Genomic DNA, 20,947 nt, shown 5'->3' on the forward strand with positions numbered 1-20,947 from the left:
GCTCATGGACGCACCACCACGATCTCGTCGCCTTCCGGGAACTTCATGCCGAGCCGGTCGCGTGCGACCTGGTCGATGCGGTTGCTCTCCGCCCAGGTCGCCTGCTCGAGCTGCAACCGGCCGAACTCGATGTCGAGTTCGTCACGCGCCTTCTCCAGCCGGGTCAGCTGTACGAACAGCTGACGATGCTGGTGCCGCGCATGGACCACCGCCAGCGCGCTGACGAGATTGGCGGCGACCAGCACGACGAGGGCAAGGCGCAGGGTCATGCAGGGCCTCCCGCGGAGGCCGCGATGGGCCCCGAAGGACCAAGCTTCTCCGCGATGCGCAGCACCGCGCTGCGCGCGCGCGGATTGCGGTCGAGCTCGGCGGCATCGGCCTTGATCGCCGAACCGATCGCCCGCAGCCGCGGAGTGAACGCGACCTCGACCGGCATCCGCCGGTTGGCCGGCGGCGCCTTGCTGTGGCGGGCGATGAACTGCTTGACGACGCGGTCCTCCAGCGAGTGGAAGCTGATCACCGCCAGTCGTCCGCCCGGCTTCAATCGTGCCAGCGCACTGTCGAGCCCGGCTTCCAGATCGGCCAGCTCGCGGTTGATGTGGATGCGGATCGCCTGGAAGCTGCGGGTCGCCGGATGGATCCGGCCCTTGTCGGACCGGCCCCTGTCGGATCTGCCGTCGCCGCGCGGCATCGTCCTGGCGATCAGATCCGCCAGCTGGGCGGTGCGGGTCAACGGGTTGCGCTCGCGCTCGGCGACGATCGCGCGCGCGATCCGGCGGCTCATCCGCTCCTCGCCGTAAGTCCACAGCACGTCGGCGATCTCGCGCTCGTCGGCACGCGCCAGCCACTCGGCCGCGCTCTCGCCGCTGTCCGGGTCCATCCGCATGTCGAGCGGACCGTCCTTGCCGAAGCTGAAACCGCGCTCGGCGACATCCAGCTGCGGAGAGGACACGCCAAGGTCGAACAGCACGCCGTCGAGACCGGCGGCGGCGTCCCAGTCGGCGAGCGCGGCGAAGCTGCCGCGCAGGATCGACACGCGCGGATCGCCGCCGAACTCGCGTTCGGCCACCGCAATCGCTTCGGGATCCTTGTCCATCAGCAGCAGCCGGCCTCCGGGGCCGAGTTGTCCGAGCACCCCGCGCGCATGACCGCCGCGCCCGAACGTGCCATCCAGGTAGGTTCCGTCCCCGACCACGCGCAGGCCCTCCAGCACCTGTGCGTACATCACGGGGAGGTGGCCGGATGGCGCCGATGCGCGCTCCATGCCACCCCTCGTCACAGCTGCAGATCGAGCAGCTCTTCGCTCAGATCCTCGTCAGACACCGTCTGCTGGATCTGCGCGTGATGCGCCTGCTCGCTCCACAGCTCGAATTTGTCGCCCATGCCCAGGAGCACGGCCCTGCGCTCGATGCCAACCGCGGCGCGATGGCTCGCCGGCACGGTGATGCGGCCATTGCCGTCGAGCTCGACGTGGGTCGCCGCGCCGACCAGCTTCAGCTGCATCGCACGGTTGACCTTCTTGACCCTGGGCAGGGCATTGACCTGGTCGCGCACGCGCTCCCAGACCGCCAGCGGGTACAGGTACAGCGAACCGGACTCGAAGGGGTTGTAGGTGATCACCAGCCGATTGCCGCACTCGGACGCGACCAGGTCGCGGTAGGCGGTGGGCACCGCCAGCCGGCCCTTGTCGTCGATCGTGATGGCGGTCTCGCCCTGGAACATGGGTCACCTGTTGGAAGCCCGCCTCTGCGGGCGGGTCTGCCTGTCGATGGAAACGTTCGATACGAACGCATCCGGCCACGAAAAACCACAAAAAACCCGGTTTTCCCTCGGATGACCACCTTAGGCACGCCCCACAGGGTTGTCAACAACTTTTCGGGGCAAATTTCACCAAGCACATCAATAGCTTAAGCGAAACTTCAGAGACTTGTTCAAGACTTATCCACTAAGTCTTGTTTCGTCTCATCTTTTGAGACGCAACCGTCTACCGACCACATGTGAAGGGCGGTTCAGCCAGACGAGCCGCAGCCCCTCCCGCCGGTCCGGCAGCGTGGCTGATGCCGCATCGCAGCACGCCCTCTGAGCGATCCCATCCGACGCCAGGCATCGATCGCGCTCCCCGGCCAGCCCCCGTCGCCCTACAGCGGCGCGATGGACACCCTCACCTACCGGCAGCTCCTGGCGCGGGCGCGACGGCTGGCCCGCTCGGGAACGGATGCCGAGGACCTGGTCCAGGAAACCCTGATCGCCGCGCTGCAGACCGGGCGCGAGGAACGGCCGTGGTTATATGGCGTCCTGCGCAGGCGGCGCTGCAGGCCCGGGGCGCGGCGGGGAGGTGCCGGCGAGAGTGATCGACGACGCCGGTCGAAGCGGGCACGACCAGCGCTAATGAAGTCATTCCGGCAACCCACCGCGCTGCAGTACGGCGGCGTGCTGAACGAGTTGCCGCCCGCGGGTGGCCGGGCCGCCCCGCGCTTGCCGCGCACGGACTGGCGCCGGACGAGATCCGCTGGCTGTCGGGGCCGTCACCGGGGGCGTTCCAGCAACGTCCGGCTTCGATCCGCCGCAGCCGGGGTACGGGCGCGACGGCGATCCATGACGAAGCACTCGCCCTGGCCTGTCTGCGCGAACCCGCCCGCGGCGCCGACCTCGGTTCGGCCGGATCCGCCGGGCGCTGAAGGCGGTTATACAGAGCGATGGCAGCCCGGGCGGCCACGACGCGGGCGGGCGTGTGCCCAGCCTCTACCAGCCACCGGGAATGCCGCGCCGCCACTGACACACCGCCGAATCCGCCCCGCCCGCTGCCCGGGGCGGCCCGCATCAGGAGGGGGCCCGGACGCATGGCGCCCGGGCCGTGCGGTGCAATGCACCGCACGTTCGCGCGCGAGGCACGAACGGCATGGCCCTAGTCCCAGCGGGCTGATGCCTGCAGGAAGATAAGGGCGGAGCCGGCCGATAAGCCGGGTTCTGTCGTGGACAGTCATTCCTCTAGGCGCATCGTCGCCGATACGCTCGAGCAACCTACCCGGAGACACCGCGGGCCGCGGCATTGTCTCCCTATTTGGTCTTGCTCCCGGTGGGGTTTGCCGTGCCGGTCCGTTGCCGGACTCGCGGTGCGCTCTTACCGCACCGTTTCACCCTTGCCACGCATCCCGCCACCCCTCTATCGCCGCGTATCCTTCCGGATACGGACCTGGGCCATCGCGCGCTTCGCGCGCGATGGCAGATCCGGCGATACAGGGGTGGCGGGACCGTTCGGCGGTCTGCTCTCTGTTGCACTTTCCGTCGGCTCGCGCCGCCCAGGCGTTACCTGGCACCGTGCCCTGTGGAGCCCGGACTTTCCTCGGCATCCTTCCGGATGACGCGACTGCCTGGCCGACTCCGCACGCGCATTGTCGCATAGCCGTCCTGTCAGAAGGCCAATACTTCCTGCATGGACATCAGGAGCACCCGATCAAACCCATGCTCGAACTGCCAGGATACGGCTTCCGCAGGAATGGACAGGTCCGCAGCAATCGACACCTGATCGCATACCAGCAACAACCAGACTTCGTCCGCATAACGCCGGTATTCCGTCAGCCTCCTGGATTTTTCCCCGATCCGGGTAGCGACCTGACCCCGTTCGAGCTCGAATGTGCTCCAGACCGAACCGCCCACCCATGACCTCGGCAATCCTGGCAACTGGAAGAAAACGCTGAGTCCGGAGAGCCAACGCGGTAGCAGATCGGCTGTTTTCCGCTGTCCCGGCAGTGCCCGGAACGACTCCCCGGGCCGCGGCCGAAACTTTTCGACCAGCCCCGTCATTTCCTGAACGGCAGGGCGCAGAGCTGGCAGTGGACCCGGCCTGAACGAGAAGTTGGCGAATAGATCATCTCCATTCGCTCGCTCGTAAGCCCGTTGCGCTTCGGCCAGATAGCTCCTCTGGGCGGCGTGGATCTGGAGATTGGTAAAGCCCGGGTACGCAGAGGGGACGAGCTGCGAAATCTCGATTCCGTATCGCCGCCCGGACGAGCTGATCACCACGTCCGGGGCGGGAGGCTTTGGCTGGTCGGGGTCCTGGTCGCAGACTGGCAGATATCCGGGGTGGTACTGCCAGGCGAACTTGATCCACCACAATTCCCGGCGTCGCCGCTCTTCGCAGCGGTCAACCGCCGCCATACAACGCCTTGCGCGGCGCGCCGCTGAGTTCGGCGGCAAGCTTGGCCGCGGTCGACGGCGGCAGATGCCCGGCCAGTTTTGCGTACAGGCGGCGGCCCTCGGCGACGCGCGCGTCGGCATCATCGCCGGCGCCGTCGACGATCAGAACGAACTCGCCCTTGCGCTGGTTCGGGTCGCCGGCGACCCGCTGGCGCAATTCGCCGAGGGTGCCGTCGAACACGGTCTCGAACAGCTTGGTCAGCTCGCGCGCCAGCACCGCATGACGCCCGTCGCCGAACGCGGCGGCCATGTCGGCCAGCGACTCCTCGATGCGGTGCGCCGACTCGTAGAAGATCAGCGTGCGCGGCTCGGCCGCGAGCCGGGCCAGCCGCTCGCGGCGGGCGCCGGCCCTGGCCGGCAGGAAACCCTCGAACGCGAAGCGGTCGGAAGCGAGGCCGGCCACGCTCAGCGCGGCGATCGCCGCGCAGGCACCCGGAACCGGCGACACCCGGACGCCGGCGGCGCGGGCGGCGCGGACCAGCCGGTAGCCCGGGTCGCTGACCAGCGGCGTGCCGGCATCGGACACCAGCGCCAGCGACTCGCCGGCCTGCAGCCGCCCGACCAGTTGCGCGACCTGGGCCTCCTCGTTGTGCTGGTGCAGCGCCAGCAGCGGCCGCTCGATCCCGAAATGGGCGAGCAGCTGGCGGGTGTGGCGGGTGTCCTCGGCGCAGATCGCATCGACCTCGCGCAGGGTCTCGAGCGCACGCGGACTCATGTCGCCAAGGTGGCCGATCGGGGTGGCGACGACGTGGAGCGTTGCGGGCATTGCGGGTCCGACACGTGGATTCAGGCGGTGCGCGGTTAGAATCGTACCCGTTCCGGACGTTGACCCGATCTTTTCGTTTGACACGGCGCCGACACCGCGCCGCGCAGGATGCCCGCCGATGACCCCCAAGCCACACGTTTCCGCCGCCTCCCGCCAACCGATCCGTGCCGCCGGTCCGTGGCTCGCGCCTGCGCTGGCGATCCTGCTGCTGGGCGGCTGCGGCGGGCTGGGCGTGCGCCCGACCTCCGAAACCACCGTGGTCCAGAACCCGGCGGTGGCCGAAGCCGGTGCGCTCGCCCGCAACGGCGTCGTGCTGACCGGCCAGGCCCGCGTCGACAACGAGCGCCGGATCCACCAGTTGCTGTCGCAGCTCGACAACGACACCCTCGCCCGCGAGGCCACCGCGGCCGCACCCGGCGACCCGCTGTACAACTACATGGGACAGGCGCTGCTGGAGCGCGGGCTGCCGCTGCCGCGCCCGTTCGACCATGCCGCCTGGACCTTTGATGCCAACAGCCGGCCTCCGGCGGAATCCGATGGCTATCGTCCGCCGGTGAAGCTGGCGATGCTGCTGCCGCTGAGCGGCAACCTCGCGATCGCGGCCTCGCCGGTACGCGACGGCTTCATGGCCGGCTACTACGGCGAGCGCCGCCGGCGTCCGGAAGTCACCTTCTATGACACCACCGGCAGCATCGCCGGGACGCTGTCGGCCTACGACCGCGCAGTCGCGGAGGGCAACGACTTCGTGGTCGGACCGCTCGACCGGGCTGCCGTCGATGCGCTGTTCGCGCGCGGCTCCACGCCGGTGTCGCTGCTGGCGCTCAACAGCGGCAGCCAGTCGCCGCCGGCCGGCAACGCCAGTTTCGCGCTGGCACCGGAGGACGAAGGCATCGCAGCTGCCGAATACCTGCTCGCGCGCGGCGCCCGCCGCGTGCTGGTGGTGGCCGGCAGCGACGACAGCCAGCGCCGCGCGGTCGATGCGTTGCGCGAACGTCTCGGCGAGCGCGGCGCCACCGTCACCGACGTGGTCGGCGAAGGCATCGCCGACCTCGGCCCGTTCGCGGCGCGCGAGGGCGGCGTCGATGCCGTGTTCCTGGCGATGCGCGGCGGTGCCGCTCGCGAGCTGACCCCGAAGCTGGCGCTGGCCGGTCTCGGCGGGGTGCCGCGCGTCGCGACCTCGCAACTGCTGTCCGGCACCGGCAACGCGGAGGAAGATCGCGCGCTCGATGGCATCGCCTTCCCGACCGAGACCTGGGCGGTCCGCGGCATCACCGGCCTGCCTTCGGCCACCTACGCGGCCGGCATGCTGCCGACTGCCAGGGGCGCGGCGGCTCGCCTGTTCGCATTCGGCTACGACGCCTGGCTGCTTTCGGCCTACATGGAACGGTTGGTGAAGACCGCCGACGGCTCGATCCAAGGCGCCACCGGCACCCTGCAGGTGGACGGCTTCGGCAACGTCAAGCGCATCCCGGCCTGGGCGACCTTCATCAGCGGCGTGGTGATGCCGCTGCCGGGTGGAGCCGACCGTCGCTAGAGAGCCGGCCCAGGCGCTCTCGCGCCGCGCGCACGGTGCCGCGGTCGAGGCGGCCGCACGCCGCCACCTGCTGGCCGCAGGTCTGCAGGCGGTCGCGGCCAATGCGCACAGCCGCGGCGGCGAGATAGATCTGGTGATGCGCGACGGCGGCACCCTGGTCTTCGTCGAGGTGCGCTACCGCCGCAGCGCTGACTTCGGCGGCGGCGCGGCCTCGGTCGACATCCGCAAACAGCGCAGGCTGGTCCATGCGGCGCAGGTCTTCCTCTCCCGTCATCCGCACTACGCCGACCTGCCCTGCCGCTTCGACGTGGTCGAAGCCGACGGCGAGCCGACGGCACCGCGACTGAACTGGCTGCGCGACGCGTTCCGCGCGGACGACTGCTGATCCCCGGAACGGACCCGGACATGCCGACCATCATCACCCACGCCCTGGTGCCGCTGGCCGCCGGCATCGCCCTGGGCTCGCGGCGGATCGACCGCAGGCTGGTGCTCGCCGGGATGGCAGCGGCGATGCTGCCGGATGCCGACGTGGTCGCGTTCGCTCTCGGCATCCCCTACGCCGATGCGTTCGGACACCGCGGCGCCAGCCACTCGCTGCTGTTCGCCGCGGTCCTGGGCGCGCTCGCCGCATCGTTCCACCGCAGTCTGCGCGCAGCACCGGCTCTGGCCGCGATCTGGATATTCGCCTGCACACTTTCGCACCCGCTGCTCGACGCCTTCACCGACGGAGGTCTCGGGGTGGCGCTATGGTGGCCCTGGTCGCATGCGCGCGAATTCGCTCCGTGGCGTCCGATCGAGGTGTCGCCTATCGGCGCCGGCTTCTTCAGCGCCCGGGGCCTGGTGGTGCTGATGTCGGAGGCGCGCTGGGTCTGGCTGCCGGTCACCGCGCTGGCGCTGGCGGCGGTGGCGCTGCGACGGACCTCGCGCGCGCTATCCTCGCGACGATGAGCACGTTGCCGCCCGCTCTGCACACCGAGTTGGCCGGCCTGCTCGGCGAGGCCTGGCGCACCGACCCGGCCGAGCGGCTGACCTACGCCTATGACAACTCGCGGCGCGAATCGCTTCCCGACGCCGTGGCGCTGCCGACCGAGGTCGCCCAGGTGGTCGCCCTTGTCCAGGCCTGTCGTCGTCACCGCGTTCCGGTGGTGGCACGCGGACGCGGCACCAACACCACCGGCGCGGCGGTGCCGGTGGCCGGTGGCGTGGTGGTGTCGTTCGAGCGCATGAACCGGATCCGCGACATCCGCCCCGGCGATCGTTGCGCGGTGGTCGAACCCGGCGTGCTCAACGGCGACCTGCAGGCTTTGCTCGCGCCGTACGGGCTGTTCTGGCCGCCCGACCCGACCAGCGCCGGCTACAGCACGGTCGGCGGCAACCTCGCCTGCAACGCCGGCGGGCCGCGCGCGGTGAAATACGGTGCCAGCCGCGACAACGTGCTGGCGCTGGCCGCGGTCACCGGCAGCGGCGAGCTGATCCGCTGCGGCAGCGCGACCACCAAGGGCGCAACCGGCTACGACCTGCAACGGCTGCTGGTCGGCAGCGAGGGCACCCTCGCGTTGATCGTCGAAGCCACCCTGCGCCTGGTACCGCTGCCGCCGGAACGCCGCGCGATCCGCGCGATCTACCGCGACGTCACCAGCGCCGCGCAGGCGGTGGCGCGGCTGATGGCGCAACCGGTCACCCCGTCGATGCTCGAATTCATGGACCACCAGGCGGTGCGGCTGGCGCGCGACGTCGGCGGCGCCGACCTGCCGGCGGATGCCGGCGCACTGCTGATGATCGAGGCCGATGGCGACTCCGCCACCCTGCCCCATGCCGTCGAGTCGCTGGCGCGCGCGGCCGAAGGCGACGGCCTGGTCGCGCTCGACGATGCGGCCGACGCGGTCGCACGCGAACGGTTGTGGGCTGCGCGCAAGGCGCTGTCGCCGGCGCTGCGCACGCTCGCCCCGGGCAAGATCAACGAGGATGTCGTGGTACCGGTTTCGCGCATTCCGGAACTGGTCGACGGCGTGCAGCGGCTCGCCGACGAGTTCGCGCTGGCGATCGTCTGCTTCGGCCATGCCGGCAACGGCAACCTGCACGTCAACCTGATGTTCGATCCGGCCGAGGCCCGCCAGTCGCGGCACGCGCACGAGGCGATGGCGCGGGTGTTCGCGCTGGCGATCGCGCTCGGCGGCACCCTGTCGGGCGAGCACGGCATCGGCCTTGCCAAGCGCGAGTTCATGCCGCAGGCGGTCGACGCTCCCACGCTGGCGCTGATGCGCGCGATCAAGGCGCAGTTCGATCCCGACGGCATCCTCAATCCGGGCAAGCTGCTGCCGCCGTGAGTCGCAAACTCGACACGCTGCTGAAGGACATCCGCGCCTGCACGATCTGCGAGGCGCACCTGCCGCTCGGCCCGCGCCCGGTGCTGCGGGCGAGTACCAGCGCACGGTTGCTGATCGTCGGCCAGGCCCCGGGCACGCGCGTGCATGCCAGCGGCATCCCGTGGGACGACGCCAGCGGCAGGCGCCTGCGCGACTGGCTGCAGGTCGACGCCGATACCTTCTACGACGAATCGCGCGTCGCGATCGTTCCGATGGGCTTCTGCTACCCGGGCAGGAAGGGCGGCGGCGATGCACCGCCGCGGCCCGAATGCCGCGCGACCTGGCATCCGCGCCTGCTGCCGTTGCTGCCGGACATCGGCCTGACCCTGCTGATCGGCCAGTACGCGCAGGCGCATTTCCTCGGCGACCGCCGCAAACCCGGCCTGACCGCGACGGTGGCCGCCTGGCGCGAATACCTCGGCGACGGGCTGCTGCCGCTGCCGCATCCCAGTCCACGCAACGTCGCCTGGTTCAAGGCCAATCCGTGGTTCGAGGACGATGTGCTGCCGACGTTGCGCGAGCGGGTCCGCGACACGCTGGGCTGACGCCGACTACATCGTCGCCAGTTCGTTGTTGCTCAGGGTCCGGTTGTAGTGCTCGCGCAGGCCGACCTTGCGCTCCAGGTCGGCGATCACGTGACCGCTGAAATCCACACCGGTCAGTTCCTCGGCCATGTTGATTCCGCCGGGCGTATCGACATTGATCTCCATCATCTTGTCCCCGACGATGTCCAGACCGGCCAGGTACATGCCGTCGCGGATCAGCTTGGGGGCGACGATGCCGGCCAGCCGCAGGGCATCGGCGTCCGGCTCGGCCAGTTCGACCTTGCCGCCGGCGGTGATGTTGCTGCGGGCGTCCCCCGAATCGTTGTAGCGCCGGAAACACGCGTACTTCCCGTCGACCTGCAACGGCCGGCCGTTGAGGGTGAGCAGCCTGAGATCGCCGTTCCTCGCTTCGGGCAGGTACTCCTGGACGATCGCGTAGCCGTCACGGACGACGGCATCGATCATCTGGTTGAGATTCGCGGTGTTGTCCGGGGTGACGACGAATACGCTCTGGCCACCGGAGCCCTGCAGCGGCTTTATCACGCAATGGCCGTCGTGCGCGGCGATGAAGGATTTGATCTCCTCGACGTCCAGCGTGATGCAGGTAACCGGCCTGACCTCCTCGGGGAAATGCTGGAAATAGGTCTTGTTGGAGGCATCGGTCAGATGGGTGGGATCGTTGAGCACGATCACGTGCCTGAGCGCCGCCAGCTGCGCGAACAGCAGTCCGCTGTTGGGCGCCCACGGCCGCTCGTTGAGTTCCTCGGCCGGGTCGCTGCGCAGCATCAGTACGTCGAGTGCCTCCACCGAGATCCGTGCGACCTCCGCGTCGGCTGCCTGCAGGTCGGCGAGGAAATCGGCGTCGTCGCGATAATCGGTGCGTCGTGGCACGTGCGCATGGGCATGCACAGTCCCGTCGCTGTCGTAGATGAAGCCGCCCAGGCCAATCATGGCGACGGAATGCCCTCGCGCGACCGCGCGCCGGGCCAGCCTGACGGTCGTGTAGTTGTCCTTCTCCGTCGCGATGTCGTTGATCACGAAACCCAGCTTGATCGGGTGCGCGGCATGCGGCTCCCGGCGGGACGAACCGTTCATGGCGCCGGCTCCAGGTGGTAGAAGTCGAGTGTGTCCGTTTCGCGGCATTCCGCCAGCCGCGTTTCGAACCCGGGATGTTCGAAGTAGCGTGGCAGCAGCGCGGGCGGCGCCGCCCATCCGTGTCCGGCCAGCTGCTCGAGCACGACCCGGTGCGACAGCGCGAACTTGCCGATCAGGAGGGGAACCAGCGGTTCGCCCGCGTGCAGGTGCGCGATGAGGTCGCGCAGGCCGCCCAGGTACACCGCGTCCTTGGTCAGGCCGCCGCCGCGCAGCGCGCGCACCGCGATGTCGAACGCGTCGTCCGTGGGCAGGCGGTGGGTCTCGTGCAGGCGTGCGAATATCGCGGCGATGCCTTCGCCATGGATCGCCATGTCGACGGCGACGACGCGCGCCGCCAGCACCCGCAGGCGGTCGCCCGACAGGTAGCCGGCCAGGTACTCGGCCAGCACCCCCAGTCCTTCCTGCAGCGCATCGTAATGCGCAAGCCCCACGGCGAGCTGGCGCAGCGGCTGCCTGGAACCGTTGTAGTACGTCACCAGGTGGGTGCCGATCTCGTGCTGCACGAGCGGCTGGATGCGCGCATGCGGCAGGCGTATGCCGCCGTCGACGTAGAAGGTTCCGTGCGACACCATCATCATCGAGCCGATGTCGGTGTCGACGACGACATCGGTGTGGAACCCGGGTGCCCGCTGCCGGTACCACTCCAACTCGGTCTCGACGGCCGCGAGAACCTCGTCGATGCCGGCATCGGCGGCCAGTGCGCGGCCGTGCGGCACTTCCCGCAGGATGTCGCAGGCGAGTTCGAGCAGGGCCGCGTCGACCCCGCCGAACAGGTCGAGGCTGGCGGTCACGAAGCCCTCGGTGCCACGCAGCCGGACCAGCTCGACATGGCGTTCCAGTTCGCGCTGCTTCTCCGACAGCAGCCCCTCGAGCAGCGGCGACTCGACGCGTTCGATGGGCAGCGCGAGGAGGCGGTGGCGGGCCTCGTCGAGATCGATCTCCAGATCGATGTACCTCAACGGCTCGACGCGGGTGTAACCGCTGCTCTTGAAACTTTCCCACAAGCCGTCGTTGTCGATCGGCGACAGCGCCAGCAGCCAGTCCACCTGCCGGTCCAGCTCGGCCAGTGCGTCGTCCACCCGGGCTGCGACCGGCGGCAGCGCGCGCACCGGGGACACGGCGGGGCGGGCGGAAGTCAGCGGCACGCGATGAACTCCGCACGCACCGCAGCCACGGCGGCATCGAGCCCCTTGCGGAGATCCTCCACGATTTCGATATCGGCCTGCCCCGTCCATTCGTCCATGTAGATCTTCTTGTATTCCAGGGTGATCGCGCAGACACGGTCCCCGTAGGTCGCATGCAGCCATTCCGGGAAGTGGCCGCCATCGGGATAGCGCACGTTCTCGCGCACGTCCAGGCGACGCCCGCCCGCGGTGTGCCCGCCGAGCACTTCGATCATGCGTTCGACGACCGCGCCCCAGCGGCTGCGGTCCAGCGTGGTCGCGCCGATGTCGATGTCGGGATTTCCACCCGCCGTCGCCGGTCGGGCGTCCGCACCCGCGCGGCGATGGTTGTAACTGTGGATGTCCAGCACGAGCACGCAGCCCCAGCGGGCGATCAGGTGTTCGACGAGTTCCGTCACCATCGCGTAGAAGCGGTCGTGCGCGGCGAGCGACAGCTCCAGTTCCCGCTCCGGCACAGGGCCCTTCCACACCCGCACGCCCCAGGTGTCCTCCAGGTTGGTCGACAGCGCCCGCTCGCGGGAACGGTTCAGATCGACCTGGAAACGCGAGGCCCGTACGCACAGGCGCACGTCACCGGCCGAAACGAGCACGCCGGTCATCGGATCCTCTTCGCGGCGGCGCTGATCCTCGTCGATCGCCAGGTGCGCGATCAGCGACGGGCGCATCAGGTGCCCGTCGTGGATCGCGGTCGCGATCACCGGCCCTTCGTCCACGACCAGGTCCCAATCGTCGCTGGGGCGCTGCAGGACCAGCCGCTCGGCCGTCGAGAAGAACGGCATCGTCGCTGGCGTGTTGTCGTCCATGCCTGCGATGCTTTCACCGAGGGTATTAGGACGCCGTGAGCGGATGAACGCCGCGTTAAAGAATCAACATCCCACATGACGACAGCCGACGCCGGCCAGGCCGGCCGGCGATCCACGGGATGCCGCATCCCGCCGCCGCAGCTTCAGCCGTCGAAATGCGCGTATCCCCGGCGCGGCGGCTGCCACTCGGTGCCGCCGGCGTCGAACACCCGCACCCGCTCGCCGGTCACGACCTCGCCGATGCGGCTCGCGGCGACGCCCGCCGCCGATGCCGCGGCCAGCACCGCCGCATCGGCATCCGCGGGCGCGCTGAAGGCCAGTTCGTAGTCGTCGCCGCCGACCGCCTGGAATGCGGCGCGGGCAGTGGCGTCGCAGGCTTCGCGCAGCGCCTCCGACGCCGGCAATGCATCCAGCGCGATGCGCATGCCAACGCCGCTGGCCGCGCAGACGTGATCGAGGTCGGCGAGCAGTCCGTCGGACACGTCGATGCAGGCATGGGCGATGCCGGCCAGCGAGCGACCGAGGCCGACGCGCGGCTGCGGTCGGTCGAGACGCTCGCGCAGCGGCGGGGGCACCGGTGCCGCGGCATCCAGCAAGGCCAGCGCCGCGGCGGCATCGCCGAGCGTACCGCTGATCCAGACCGCATCGCCGACCCGCGCTGCGTCGCGACGCAGCGCGCGGCCCGGCTCGACGAAGCCGTGCACCGTCACACAGACCGACAGCGGTCCGCGGGTGGTATCGCCGCCGACCAGAGCGACGCGATGCCCGGCAGCCAGCGCCAGGAAGCCGTCGAGAAAGCCATCGACCCAGTCCTCGTCGCTCTCCGGCAGCGACAGCGACAACGTGCACCACGCCGGCTCGGCACCCATCGCGGCGAGGTCGGACAGGTTGACCGCAAGCGCCTTCCAGCCGATGTCGGCGGCGGCCGTGTCGCGGGGAAAGTGCACACCGGTGTTCAGCGTGTCCATCGCGACGACCAGATGACGGCCCGGCGGCACCTGCAGGAGGGCGGCATCGTCGCCGATGCCCAGGATCACGTCGTCGCGAACGGCGGCCCGTGCGCGGATCCGGTCGATGAGTTCGAACTCGGGCATATGCCGCTCGCCTCCTGGATTGGCGCCGCCAGGGCGCGCGATGCGCCGCGATCGCGCACCGCGATCGTCGGCGGACCATGCCCGCGACAGCGGGCAGGCGCTCCCACCGGGTGCGATACCCGGCCCGGCCTCAGCCGCGCGCGGCGCTGACCTCGGCCGCGCGCCAGTCGGCAGCGGCCTGGTCGAGCACGCCATTGACATAGGTGTGACCGTGCTCGGTGCCGAACTTCTTGACGCTCTCGATCGCCTCGTTGATCACAACCCGGTACGGCACGTCCAGGCGGTGGCGCAACTCGTAGGCGGCGATGCGCAGACCGGCGCGCTCAATTGGATCGACTTCCTCGACGGTACGGTCCAGGAACGGCAGCAGCGCCTCGTCGATGTCCTTCAGATGCGTGTCGACGCCGGTCACCAGGTCTTCGAAGTAGGCCAGGTCGGCGTGCTCGCGCGCCTGCTCGTGGGCGAACTGGGCGAGGATCTCGCGCACCGGCGCGCCCGACATCTGCCAGGCGTAGACCGCCTGCAGCGCACGGCGGCGGGCGCGGGTGCGGGCGACGGGATCGATCCCGTCCGGACGACGGCGGTTCACGAGGCCTTCTCCATCAGCGCTTCACCGGGAACGTCGAAGCCCGCCGGGAGCTGCGACAGCAGGTGGGCCATCTCGATCGCGACCAGCGCGGCCTCCTCGCCCTTGTTGCCGTGGCTGCCGCCGGCGCGGGCCTCGGCATCCTCGAACCGGTCGACCGCGAGCACGCCATTGGCGACGGGCACGCCGTAGTCGAGCGAGACCCTCATCAATGCGTCGGAACAGCCGTCGGCGACCTGCTCGTAATGGCGGGTGTCGCCGCGGACCACGCAGCCCAGCGCGACGATCGCGGCGTGGCCGCCCGCCTCCGCCAGGCGCGCGGCCGTGACCGGGATTTCCCACGCGCCCGGCACCCGGATCACGTCGACCGCCGATTCGGCGACGCCGTTCTCGACGAAGGTCTTGCGGGCACCGGCGACGAGGGTGTCGGTGATGCGTGGATTCCAGCGGCTGGCGATGATCGCGTAACGCGCGCCGGCAGGGCTGCGCAGATCGCCTTCGATATGGGACATGGGCGGATTCGGGTCGTGTCGCGTGAAAGGTGTCAGTTTAGCGGCTGGCTTGTGACAAAGGGCCACGGCCGGCGGCGACCGGCGGCCCCTGCCCATCAGAGGGGCTCGACGTACTCCACCACCTCCAGGCCGAAGCCGGCCAGGCCGATCTGTTTGCGCGGAGTGCCGAGCACCCGCAGTCTGCCCAGGCCCAGGTCGGCGAGGATCTGGCTGCCGACGCCGTTGCGGCGCCACTCGCTCAGGGCCTGGCCGCGCCCGCCGCCGTCGCCGGCCGGTTCGGCATCGGCGCGCGCCGCCTCCGCCGGCAACTCCGTCCGGATCCGCCGCAGCAGCGCATCCGGGCCCGGCTGCTCGCCCAACAGCACCAGCACGCCGCGCTCCCCGGCGGCGATCGTCGCGAGCACCTCGCCGATCGCCGGCCCGAAGTCGGGGCGCCGCCAGTGCAGCGCGTCGGCGAGCGGGTTGAGCACGTGTACGCGGACCAGGGTCGGGATCGATGCCTCCATCTCGCCGCGCGTCAGCGCGAAATGCAGACCATGGTCCAGGCGGTCGCGGTAGGTGACCAGCTGGAACTCGCCGTGTTCGGTCTCGATCGGCCGCGCATCGACCCGCTCGACCGTGTGCTCGGTCTCGAGCCGGTAGCGGATCAGCTCTTCGATCGAGCCGATCTTCAGGCCGTGTTCGCGGGCGAAGGCCTCCAACTGCGGACGCCGCGCCATCGTGCCGTCGGCATTGAGTATCTCCACCAGCACGCCGGCCGGCTCCAGCCCGGCCAGCATCGCCAGGTCGGCGGCGGCCTCGGTGTGTCCGGCACGGTTGAGCACGCCGCCGGGCTGCGCCTGCAGCGGAAAGATGTGGCCGGGCTGGTGCAGGTCGCTGGGCTTGGCGTCCGGACGCACCGCGGTGCGCACGGTGTGGGCGCGGTCGTAGGCGCTGATGCCGGTGGTCACGCCCTCCGCGGCCTCGATGCTGACGGTGAAGTTGGTATGGTGCTGGGAGGTATTGTCGCGGACCATCGGCGGCAGCCCCAGCTGGGCGCAGCGCTCGCGCGTCAGCGACAGGCAGACCAGGCCGCGCGCATGGGTGACCATGAAGTTGATGTCCGACGGCTTGACCAGCTCGGCGGCCATGATCAGGTCGCCCTCGTTCTCGCGGTCCTCGTCGTCGACGATCACCACCATGCGGCCGTTGCGGATCTCCTCCAGCAGTTCGGGAATCGGCGCGAAGCTCATGCGGCGCCCTCCTCTCCGCGACCTGCAAGCAAGCGTTCGACGTAGCGCGCGACCGTGTCGACCTCCAGGTTGACCGCATCGCCGGCGCCGGTGTGGGCGAACACGGTGTGGGCGACGGTATGCGGCACCAGCGCGACCTCGAAGCCCTCGTCATCGACCGCATTGACCGTCAGGCTGACGCCGTCGACGCAGATCGAACCCTTCTTCGCGACGTACCGCAGCAGTGCCGCCGGCGCAGCGAAGCGCCAGCGCTGGGCGCGCGCGTCCTCGGCGATCGAGACGACCCGGCCGATGCCGTCGACGTGGCCGCTGACCAGGTGCCCGCCGAGCCGGTCGCTCGGCCGCATCGCCCGTTCAAGGTTGACCGGGGCGCCCTGCCGGAGCCCGCCCAGCGTGGTCAGCGCCAGGGTCTCGGTGGACGCATCGGCGGAAAATCCGTGTGCGTCGAAATCGATCACGGTCAGGCAGACGCCGTTGACGGCGATGCTCTCGCCGAGGCGGACGTCGTCGAACGGCAGGCTGCCGGCGTCGATGCGCAGGCGGACGTCGCCGCCGAGCGGCTCGGCCGCCGCCAGCCGGCCGACGCCCTCGATGATGCCGGTGAACATCAGCGCACCTCCCGGACGGAGGCCGCAGGGTCGGGGTTGTGGATGTGGTTCATGAACGTTTCCCGCAGGCAGTGAGCGAAAAACGTCTTAAGGCATGAGGCACGCCCGCCCCGTGGGCGGACCGCGGGACGTACGTTGCCGTCTTCTTTCATCCGGACTCTGGGCCCGCCGGTTCGACCGGCAGGGCATGACCGTCGGCTCCGGCATCGGACCGGATCTGCTGACCTTCCCGGAAGACCCTGAAGTCCACGTGGGACTGCGAGGTGCCGGAAAGCGCTCGCGGGCTCGCGCGGCGTTCCGGGGAACGCGGCGCCTACCGCCGGTGGGGAATTCCACCCCGCCCTGAAGACGTCGTGTGTGTTGCCGGCAGGCCCCGGAAGGCAGCCGGCGCGGGGATTCTAGCACCCGGACGCCACTACCCGTTCCGAACGCTGTGTTCCAAAGCGTCTTGTGCCACGGATCAACACGGATGCACGCGGATCAAAAGCGCATCCGAAGCTTTATCCGCGTCGATCCGCGTAGATCCGTGGCCAATCAAACCTTTCGGCGCAGATGCAGGAACAGCGGCCAGCTGATCCGGCGCACCTCGTCCGGATCGCCCCATGCCGCGGCGAGCGCACCGGCATGGCGGGCGACCGGGTCGTCGCCGGTTTCGGCCTGGCAACGGGCGCGTGCCGAACTGCTTGCCAGGTAACGCAGGAAACGCGGCAGCGACCAGTCCGCCTCCAACCACAGCGCAGGCGCCGGCAGCGCCGGAAACGGCCAGTCGTAGCCGGCATAGGCACTGTCGACCTCGGCCCGCTCCGGCGGCCAGTGCGGCTCGATCTGCGTGCGGTAGTCGGCCACCGCGTCGAGCATGCCCTCCGGAGGCAGGAAGTCGGCATAGCCCCAGGCCGCGAGCACGCCGCCCGGCGCGAGCACGCGTCCGCATTCGGCGAAGAAGCGGGGGCGGTCGAACCAGTGCAGGGCCTGCGCGACCGCAACCAGTTGCACGCTGGCATCGGCCAGCCCCGTCCGCTCGCCGGGTTCCACCGCCAGGCTGACGCCGCCGGCCCGTCCGGCCGCCCAGTGCCGCGCCAGCTGCGCGTCGCTGGGATCGGTGGCATGGACATGGGCGAAGCGCGCGGCCAGCCCGCGGGTCGCCTGACCGCTGCCGCAGCCCGGCTCCCAGACCCTCGCGGTGGCCGGCACCACGGCGGCCAAGGCCTCGAACAGCGCGTCCGGATATTCCGGACGCGCGGCAGCGTAGGCTTCGGCGACGCCGGAGAAATGGTCGTTGAACCGCTCCGGCGCCATCCGGCCTCAGCCCGCCGGAGCAGCCGGCTGCAGCAGCAGCCGGGTGTCCTCGCCCAGTTGCCGGGTCTCGATCAGCGACAGTTGCAGCCGCTCGGCCATCGAACCGATGTCCAGGCCGCTGAACAGCGGCCGCGCCTGCGCGCCCATCAGTACCGGCGCCACATACAGCAGCACTTCGTCGACGAGGTTCGCCGCCAGCAGGGCCCCGGCCAGCGTCGCGCCGGACTCCACCTGGACCTCGTTGACGTGGTGGCGCTCGGCCAACAGCCGCAGCACCGCCTCCAGATCGAAACGTCCCGCCCTCACCGGCACCGACGCCACCTGCGCGCTCAGGCCGCGCGGCGGCTTCGCGTCCGGGGCATGGATGTAGAGCGTCGGCGCATCGCCCTCGCGGATGCGGCCACGGGCGACCGTGGCCAGGCCGGGGTCGAGCACCACCCGCAGCGGCGGCACGAACTCCTCTTCCCCATCCTCCAGGCGCACGGTCAGCTGCGGATCGTCGACCAGCACGGTGCCGGCGCCGGTCAGGATCGCGCCGCTGCGGGCGCGCCAGTACTGCACGTCGCGCCGCGAGGCCTCGCCGCTGATCCACTTCGACTCGCCGCTGGCGAGCGCGGTGCGGCCGTCGAGGCTGGTCGCGAGCTTGACCCGCACCCACGGCCGACCGCGCTCGATCCGCGACAGGAAGCCGCGGTTCAGCTGCCGCGCCTGCGCCTCCATCAACCCCGACTCGACCGCGATCCCGGCCGCGCGCAGGCGTTCGAAACCCTGCCCCGACACCTGTGGGAACGGGTCGCGCATCGCCGCGACCACGCGCGCGACCCCGGCCGCGACCAGCGCCTCGGCGCATGGGCCGGTGCGCCCGGTATGCGCGCACGGCTCGAGGGTCACGTACGCGGTCGCGCCGCGGGCCCGGTCGCCGGCCGCCTGCAGCGCATGGACCTCCGCGTGCGCGCCGCCGGCGCGCTGGTGCCAGCCTTCGCCGACGACGTCGTCGTCGCGGACCAATACACAGCCGACCATCGGATTGGGCTTGGTGGTCCAGGCGCCGCGCTCGGCCAGGCGCAGCGCACGCGCCATGAACGCGTGATCGCCAGAGCTGAAAGCGGGAGCCGCGACTCGCTCTTCGGAATTCGGGGTCGAGGTCATGCCTGTCTCATCGCTTGCGGCCCTTGGTCGGCGCCGGCTCGCTGTCCAGCAGCGGAAGCTGGCCCTCGCCTGCGTGGTCGCTTTCCAGCCGGTCGAGCTCCTCGCGGAAATCGGCGACGTCCTCGAACGCGCGATAGACCGACGCGAAACGCACGTAGGCGACATGATCGAGCTTGCGCAGCTCGGCCATCACGAACTCGCCGACCCGCAGCGACGGCAATTCGCGTTCGGCGGTCATCCGCAGCTGATGGACGACCGCGCGCACGGCCGCCTCGATCTGCTCCTCCGACACCGGCCGCTTCTGCAGCGCGCGGTCGAAGCCGGCGCGCAGCTTGCGCGCATCGAAGGCCTCGCGGCGGCCGTCGCTCTTGATGATCGCCGGCAGCTTGAGCTCGATCGTCTCCAGGGTCGAAAAACGCTCCCCACAGGCCTCGCAGACGCGGCGACGGCGGATCGTCGCGCCGTCGTCGGACACCCGCGAGTCGATCACGCGGGTATCGGTGTGTTGGCAGAAGGGGCAATGCATCGGCAGCGAGTGTCAATGGAGGCGGAGGATTGGGAAGCGGCGCCTTTCCCGCGTCCTGCTCCCTTTCCCCTGCGTCGTCCTCAGCCGTACACCGGGAACTTCCGGCACTGAGCGGTGACCTTCCCGCGCACCGCGGCGATCACGTCCCCGTCGTCCGGCGCGTCGAGCACGTCGCAGATCCAGTGCGCCAGCTCGACGCAGTCGGCCTCCCGGTAGCCTCGGGTGGTCACCGCCGGGGTGCCGATGCGCAGGCCCGAGGTCACGAACGGCTTCTGCGGGTCGTTCGGCACCGCGTTCTTGTTGACGGTGATGTGGGCCTTGCCCAGCGCCGCCTCGGCCGCCTTGCCGGTCACGCCCTTGCCGATCATGTCGATCAGCATCAGGTGGTTCTCGGTGCCGCCGGAGACGATCTTGTAGCCGCGCTCGATGATGGTCTTCGCCATCGCCTGGGCGTTCTTCACCACCTGCTGCTGATATTCGGTGAACGCCGGCTCCAGCGCCTCCTTGAACGCGACCGCCTTGGCCGCGATCACATGCATCAGCGGGCCGCCCTGGATGCCGGGAAAGACGATGCTCTGCAGCTTCTTGACCAGCTCCTCGGACGGGTCCTGGGCGACGATGATGCCGCCGCGCGGGCCGCGCAGGGTCTTGTGGGTGGTCGAGGTGACCACGTGCGCATGCGGCAGCGGGTTCGGGTAGACGCCGGCGGCGACCAGACCCGCGACGTGGGCCATGTCGACGAACAGGTACGCACCGACCTTGTCGGCGATCGCGCGGAAGCGCGCCCAGTCGATCTTCTGCGAATAGGCCGAGAACCCGGCCACGACCATCTTCGGCTGGTGCTCGACCGCGAGCTTCTCGACCTCGTCGTAGTCGATCAGGCCCTGGTCGTTCACGCCGTACTGGACCGCATTGAACAGCTTGCCGGAAACGTTGACCTTGGCGCCGTGGGTCAGGTGACCGCCATGGGCGAGCGACATGCCCAGGATGGTGTCGCCCGGCTCCAGCAGGGCAAGGTAGACCGCCTGGTTGGCCTGGCTGCCGGAATGTGGCTGGACGTTGGCGTACATGCCATCGGTGGAGCCGCCCCCGAACAACTGCTTCAGCCGCTCGATCGCCAGGGTCTCGGCGACGTCGACGTACTCGCAGCCGCCGTAGTAGCGCTTGCCCGGATAGCCCTCGGCATACTTGTTGGTCAGCACGCTGCCCTGCGCCTCCATCACCCGCGGACTGGCGTAGTTCTCGCTGGCGATCAGCTCGACATGGTCTTCCTGGCGGCGCGCCTCGTCGGCGATGGCCTGGGCCAGTTCGGGGTCAAATCCTTCGATGCGGGCGTCGCGCGGAAACATTGCGGCTCCAGACGGTTGTGTGGCGTGGGAGGGAAGCCTCGGAGT

Annotated in this window: 23 protein-coding genes, 1 other RNA gene and 1 riboswitch; of the genes, 6 read left to right on the top strand and 18 right to left on the bottom strand. The window is 70.0% G+C overall.

Going from position 1 to position 20,947, the window contains the following annotated elements:
* Positions 1-2: 2 nt before the first annotated feature.
* The 3 genes from ftsL to mraZ are packed head-to-tail and all read right to left on the bottom strand — an operon-like array spanning position 3 to position 1,722.
* Positions 3-269: a cell division protein FtsL gene (ftsL, locus tag L3V18_RS09760; RefSeq protein ID WP_237054481.1), complete on the bottom strand. Its 267-nt coding sequence runs from the start codon at positions 267-269 to the stop codon at positions 3-5.
* A complete protein-coding gene (rsmH, locus tag L3V18_RS09765; RefSeq protein ID WP_237054482.1) occupies positions 266-1,264 on the bottom strand; it encodes a 16S rRNA (cytosine(1402)-N(4))-methyltransferase RsmH in 999 nt (332 codons plus the stop codon). The genes ftsL and rsmH overlap by 4 nt, the downstream gene beginning before the upstream one ends.
* Before the next feature lie 11 nt (positions 1,265-1,275).
* A complete protein-coding gene (gene mraZ / locus L3V18_RS09770; RefSeq protein ID WP_237054483.1) occupies positions 1,276-1,722 on the bottom strand; it encodes a division/cell wall cluster transcriptional repressor MraZ in 447 nt (148 codons plus the stop codon).
* Positions 1,723-2,151: 429 nt separating this feature from the next.
* Between mraZ and L3V18_RS19440 the strand changes: the two genes are divergently transcribed.
* Positions 2,152-2,940 (top strand): sigma factor, encoded by a 789-nt coding sequence (locus tag L3V18_RS19440; protein WP_425493503.1) that lies wholly within the window; start codon positions 2,152-2,154, stop codon positions 2,938-2,940.
* On the opposite strand, the gene rnpB is transcribed toward L3V18_RS19440, so the two are convergent.
* The 3 genes from rnpB to rsmI form a co-directional block, all read right to left on the bottom strand.
* Positions 2,941-3,383, bottom strand: an RNA gene (gene rnpB, locus L3V18_RS09775) — RNase P RNA component class A.
* A gap of 28 nt (positions 3,384-3,411) precedes the next feature.
* Entirely contained in the window at positions 3,412-4,158 is a 747-nt protein-coding gene (locus tag L3V18_RS09780) for a hypothetical protein (RefSeq protein WP_237054484.1), read from the bottom strand.
* Positions 4,145-4,963 carry a 16S rRNA (cytidine(1402)-2'-O)-methyltransferase gene (gene rsmI, locus L3V18_RS09785; RefSeq protein WP_237054485.1) on the bottom strand — a complete coding sequence of 273 codons (819 nt, stop codon included), beginning with the start codon at positions 4,961-4,963 and terminating at the stop codon, positions 4,145-4,147. The genes L3V18_RS09780 and rsmI overlap by 14 nt, the downstream gene beginning before the upstream one ends.
* Positions 4,964-5,081: 118 nt before the next feature.
* On the opposite strand from rsmI, the gene L3V18_RS09790 reads away from it, so the two are divergent.
* From L3V18_RS09790 to L3V18_RS09810, 5 genes are read left to right on the top strand one after another with little or no spacing between them, the layout of a single operon-like run.
* Positions 5,082-6,497, top strand: coding sequence for a penicillin-binding protein activator (locus tag L3V18_RS09790; RefSeq protein ID WP_237054486.1), 1,416 nt, complete (start codon positions 5,082-5,084; stop codon positions 6,495-6,497).
* Positions 6,478-6,882 (top strand): YraN family protein, encoded by a 405-nt coding sequence (locus tag L3V18_RS09795; RefSeq protein ID WP_237054487.1) that lies wholly within the window; start codon positions 6,478-6,480, stop codon positions 6,880-6,882. Before L3V18_RS09790 ends, L3V18_RS09795 begins: the two co-directional genes overlap by 20 nt.
* Before the next feature lie 20 nt (positions 6,883-6,902).
* The gene (locus L3V18_RS09800) at positions 6,903-7,445 is read left to right on the top strand and encodes a metal-dependent hydrolase (RefSeq protein ID WP_237054488.1); all 543 of its coding nucleotides are present in this window, start codon (positions 6,903-6,905) and stop codon (positions 7,443-7,445) included.
* Positions 7,442-8,824, top strand: a complete 1,383-nt coding sequence (locus L3V18_RS09805; RefSeq protein ID WP_237054489.1) for an FAD-binding oxidoreductase — start codon at positions 7,442-7,444, stop codon at positions 8,822-8,824. Before L3V18_RS09800 ends, L3V18_RS09805 begins: the two co-directional genes overlap by 4 nt.
* Positions 8,821-9,408: a uracil-DNA glycosylase family protein gene (locus tag L3V18_RS09810; protein ID WP_237054490.1), complete on the top strand. Its 588-nt coding sequence runs from the start codon at positions 8,821-8,823 to the stop codon at positions 9,406-9,408. The genes L3V18_RS09805 and L3V18_RS09810 overlap by 4 nt, the downstream gene beginning before the upstream one ends.
* A gap of 6 nt (positions 9,409-9,414) precedes the next feature.
* Here L3V18_RS09810 and L3V18_RS09815 read toward each other — a convergent pair whose 3' ends face one another.
* The 12 genes from L3V18_RS09815 to glyA form a co-directional block, all read right to left on the bottom strand.
* On the bottom strand, positions 9,415-10,503 hold the full coding sequence (locus L3V18_RS09815; RefSeq protein ID WP_237054491.1) for an ATP-grasp domain-containing protein: 1,089 nt from the start codon (positions 10,501-10,503) through the stop codon (positions 9,415-9,417).
* Positions 10,500-11,708: a peptidase MATCAP family protein gene (locus L3V18_RS09820; RefSeq protein WP_237054492.1), complete on the bottom strand. Its 1,209-nt coding sequence runs from the start codon at positions 11,706-11,708 to the stop codon at positions 10,500-10,502. Before L3V18_RS09820 ends, L3V18_RS09815 begins: the two co-directional genes overlap by 4 nt.
* The gene (locus tag L3V18_RS09825; RefSeq protein WP_237054493.1) at positions 11,699-12,550 is read right to left on the bottom strand and encodes an N-formylglutamate amidohydrolase; all 852 of its coding nucleotides are present in this window, start codon (positions 12,548-12,550) and stop codon (positions 11,699-11,701) included. Before L3V18_RS09825 ends, L3V18_RS09820 begins: the two co-directional genes overlap by 10 nt.
* A gap of 143 nt (positions 12,551-12,693) precedes the next feature.
* Positions 12,694-13,644, bottom strand: coding sequence for a thiamine-phosphate kinase (gene thiL / locus L3V18_RS09830; protein ID WP_237054494.1), 951 nt, complete (start codon positions 13,642-13,644; stop codon positions 12,694-12,696).
* A gap of 130 nt (positions 13,645-13,774) precedes the next feature.
* Positions 13,775-14,233: a transcription antitermination factor NusB gene (nusB, locus tag L3V18_RS09835; RefSeq protein ID WP_237054495.1), complete on the bottom strand. Its 459-nt coding sequence runs from the start codon at positions 14,231-14,233 to the stop codon at positions 13,775-13,777.
* On the bottom strand, positions 14,230-14,742 hold the full coding sequence (gene ribH, locus L3V18_RS09840; RefSeq protein WP_237054496.1) for a 6,7-dimethyl-8-ribityllumazine synthase: 513 nt from the start codon (positions 14,740-14,742) through the stop codon (positions 14,230-14,232). Before ribH ends, nusB begins: the two co-directional genes overlap by 4 nt.
* 95 nt (positions 14,743-14,837) lie before the next feature.
* Complete coding sequence (ribB, locus tag L3V18_RS09845; protein ID WP_237054497.1) at positions 14,838-15,974, bottom strand: 3,4-dihydroxy-2-butanone-4-phosphate synthase; 1,137 nt, start codon at positions 15,972-15,974, stop codon at positions 14,838-14,840.
* Entirely contained in the window at positions 15,971-16,582 is a 612-nt protein-coding gene (locus L3V18_RS09850; RefSeq protein WP_237054498.1) for a riboflavin synthase, read from the bottom strand. The genes ribB and L3V18_RS09850 overlap by 4 nt, the downstream gene beginning before the upstream one ends.
* Before the next feature lie 136 nt (positions 16,583-16,718).
* A riboswitch (FMN riboswitch) is annotated at positions 16,719-16,936 on the bottom strand.
* Positions 16,937-17,116: 180 nt separating this feature from the next.
* The gene (locus tag L3V18_RS09855; protein WP_237054499.1) at positions 17,117-17,878 is read right to left on the bottom strand and encodes a class I SAM-dependent methyltransferase; all 762 of its coding nucleotides are present in this window, start codon (positions 17,876-17,878) and stop codon (positions 17,117-17,119) included.
* Positions 17,879-17,884: 6 nt separating this feature from the next.
* Positions 17,885-19,027, bottom strand: a complete 1,143-nt coding sequence (gene ribD, locus L3V18_RS09860; RefSeq protein WP_237054500.1) for a bifunctional diaminohydroxyphosphoribosylaminopyrimidine deaminase/5-amino-6-(5-phosphoribosylamino)uracil reductase RibD — start codon at positions 19,025-19,027, stop codon at positions 17,885-17,887.
* Positions 19,028-19,034: 7 nt separating this feature from the next.
* On the bottom strand, positions 19,035-19,553 hold the full coding sequence (nrdR, locus tag L3V18_RS09865; protein ID WP_237054501.1) for a transcriptional regulator NrdR: 519 nt from the start codon (positions 19,551-19,553) through the stop codon (positions 19,035-19,037).
* An 80-nt stretch (positions 19,554-19,633) separates the two neighbouring features.
* A complete protein-coding gene (glyA, locus tag L3V18_RS09870; RefSeq protein ID WP_237054502.1) occupies positions 19,634-20,902 on the bottom strand; it encodes a serine hydroxymethyltransferase in 1,269 nt (422 codons plus the stop codon).
* Positions 20,903-20,947: the final 45 nt, after the last annotated feature.

Origin of the sequence: Marilutibacter chinensis, from assembly GCF_021725675.1 — a bacterium.
Classification (GTDB): Bacteria; Pseudomonadota; Gammaproteobacteria; order Xanthomonadales; family Xanthomonadaceae; genus Marilutibacter; species Marilutibacter chinensis.

Excerpts from the sequence above, each read along its gene's own strand:
- ftsL (WP_237054481.1), bottom strand. The coding sequence starts at position 269 with ATGACCCTGCGCCTTGCCCTCGTCGTGCTGGTCGCCGCCAATCTCGTC.
- rsmH (WP_237054482.1), bottom strand. The coding sequence starts at position 1,264 with ATGGAGCGCGCATCGGCGCCATCCGGCCACCTCCCCGTGATGTACGCA.
- mraZ (WP_237054483.1), bottom strand. The coding sequence starts at position 1,722 with ATGTTCCAGGGCGAGACCGCCATCACGATCGACGACAAGGGCCGGCTG.
- L3V18_RS19440 (WP_425493503.1), top strand. The coding sequence starts at position 2,152 with ATGGACACCCTCACCTACCGGCAGCTCCTGGCGCGGGCGCGACGGCTG.
- L3V18_RS09780 (WP_237054484.1), bottom strand. The coding sequence starts at position 4,158 with ATGGCGGCGGTTGACCGCTGCGAAGAGCGGCGACGCCGGGAATTGTGG.
- rsmI (WP_237054485.1), bottom strand. The coding sequence starts at position 4,963 with ATGCCCGCAACGCTCCACGTCGTCGCCACCCCGATCGGCCACCTTGGC.
- L3V18_RS09790 (WP_237054486.1), top strand. The coding sequence starts at position 5,082 with ATGACCCCCAAGCCACACGTTTCCGCCGCCTCCCGCCAACCGATCCGT.
- L3V18_RS09800 (WP_237054488.1), top strand. The coding sequence starts at position 6,903 with ATGCCGACCATCATCACCCACGCCCTGGTGCCGCTGGCCGCCGGCATC.
- L3V18_RS09805 (WP_237054489.1), top strand. The coding sequence starts at position 7,442 with ATGAGCACGTTGCCGCCCGCTCTGCACACCGAGTTGGCCGGCCTGCTC.
- L3V18_RS09815 (WP_237054491.1), bottom strand. The coding sequence starts at position 10,503 with ATGAACGGTTCGTCCCGCCGGGAGCCGCATGCCGCGCACCCGATCAAG.
- L3V18_RS09825 (WP_237054493.1), bottom strand. The coding sequence starts at position 12,550 with ATGGACGACAACACGCCAGCGACGATGCCGTTCTTCTCGACGGCCGAG.
- thiL (WP_237054494.1), bottom strand. The coding sequence starts at position 13,644 with ATGCCCGAGTTCGAACTCATCGACCGGATCCGCGCACGGGCCGCCGTT.
- ribH (WP_237054496.1), bottom strand. The coding sequence starts at position 14,742 with ATGTCCCATATCGAAGGCGATCTGCGCAGCCCTGCCGGCGCGCGTTAC.
- ribB (WP_237054497.1), bottom strand. The coding sequence starts at position 15,974 with ATGAGCTTCGCGCCGATTCCCGAACTGCTGGAGGAGATCCGCAACGGC.
- L3V18_RS09850 (WP_237054498.1), bottom strand. The coding sequence starts at position 16,582 with ATGTTCACCGGCATCATCGAGGGCGTCGGCCGGCTGGCGGCGGCCGAG.
- L3V18_RS09855 (WP_237054499.1), bottom strand. The coding sequence starts at position 17,878 with ATGGCGCCGGAGCGGTTCAACGACCATTTCTCCGGCGTCGCCGAAGCC.
- ribD (WP_237054500.1), bottom strand. The coding sequence starts at position 19,027 with ATGACCTCGACCCCGAATTCCGAAGAGCGAGTCGCGGCTCCCGCTTTC.
- nrdR (WP_237054501.1), bottom strand. The coding sequence starts at position 19,553 with ATGCATTGCCCCTTCTGCCAACACACCGATACCCGCGTGATCGACTCG.
- glyA (WP_237054502.1), bottom strand. The coding sequence starts at position 20,902 with ATGTTTCCGCGCGACGCCCGCATCGAAGGATTTGACCCCGAACTGGCC.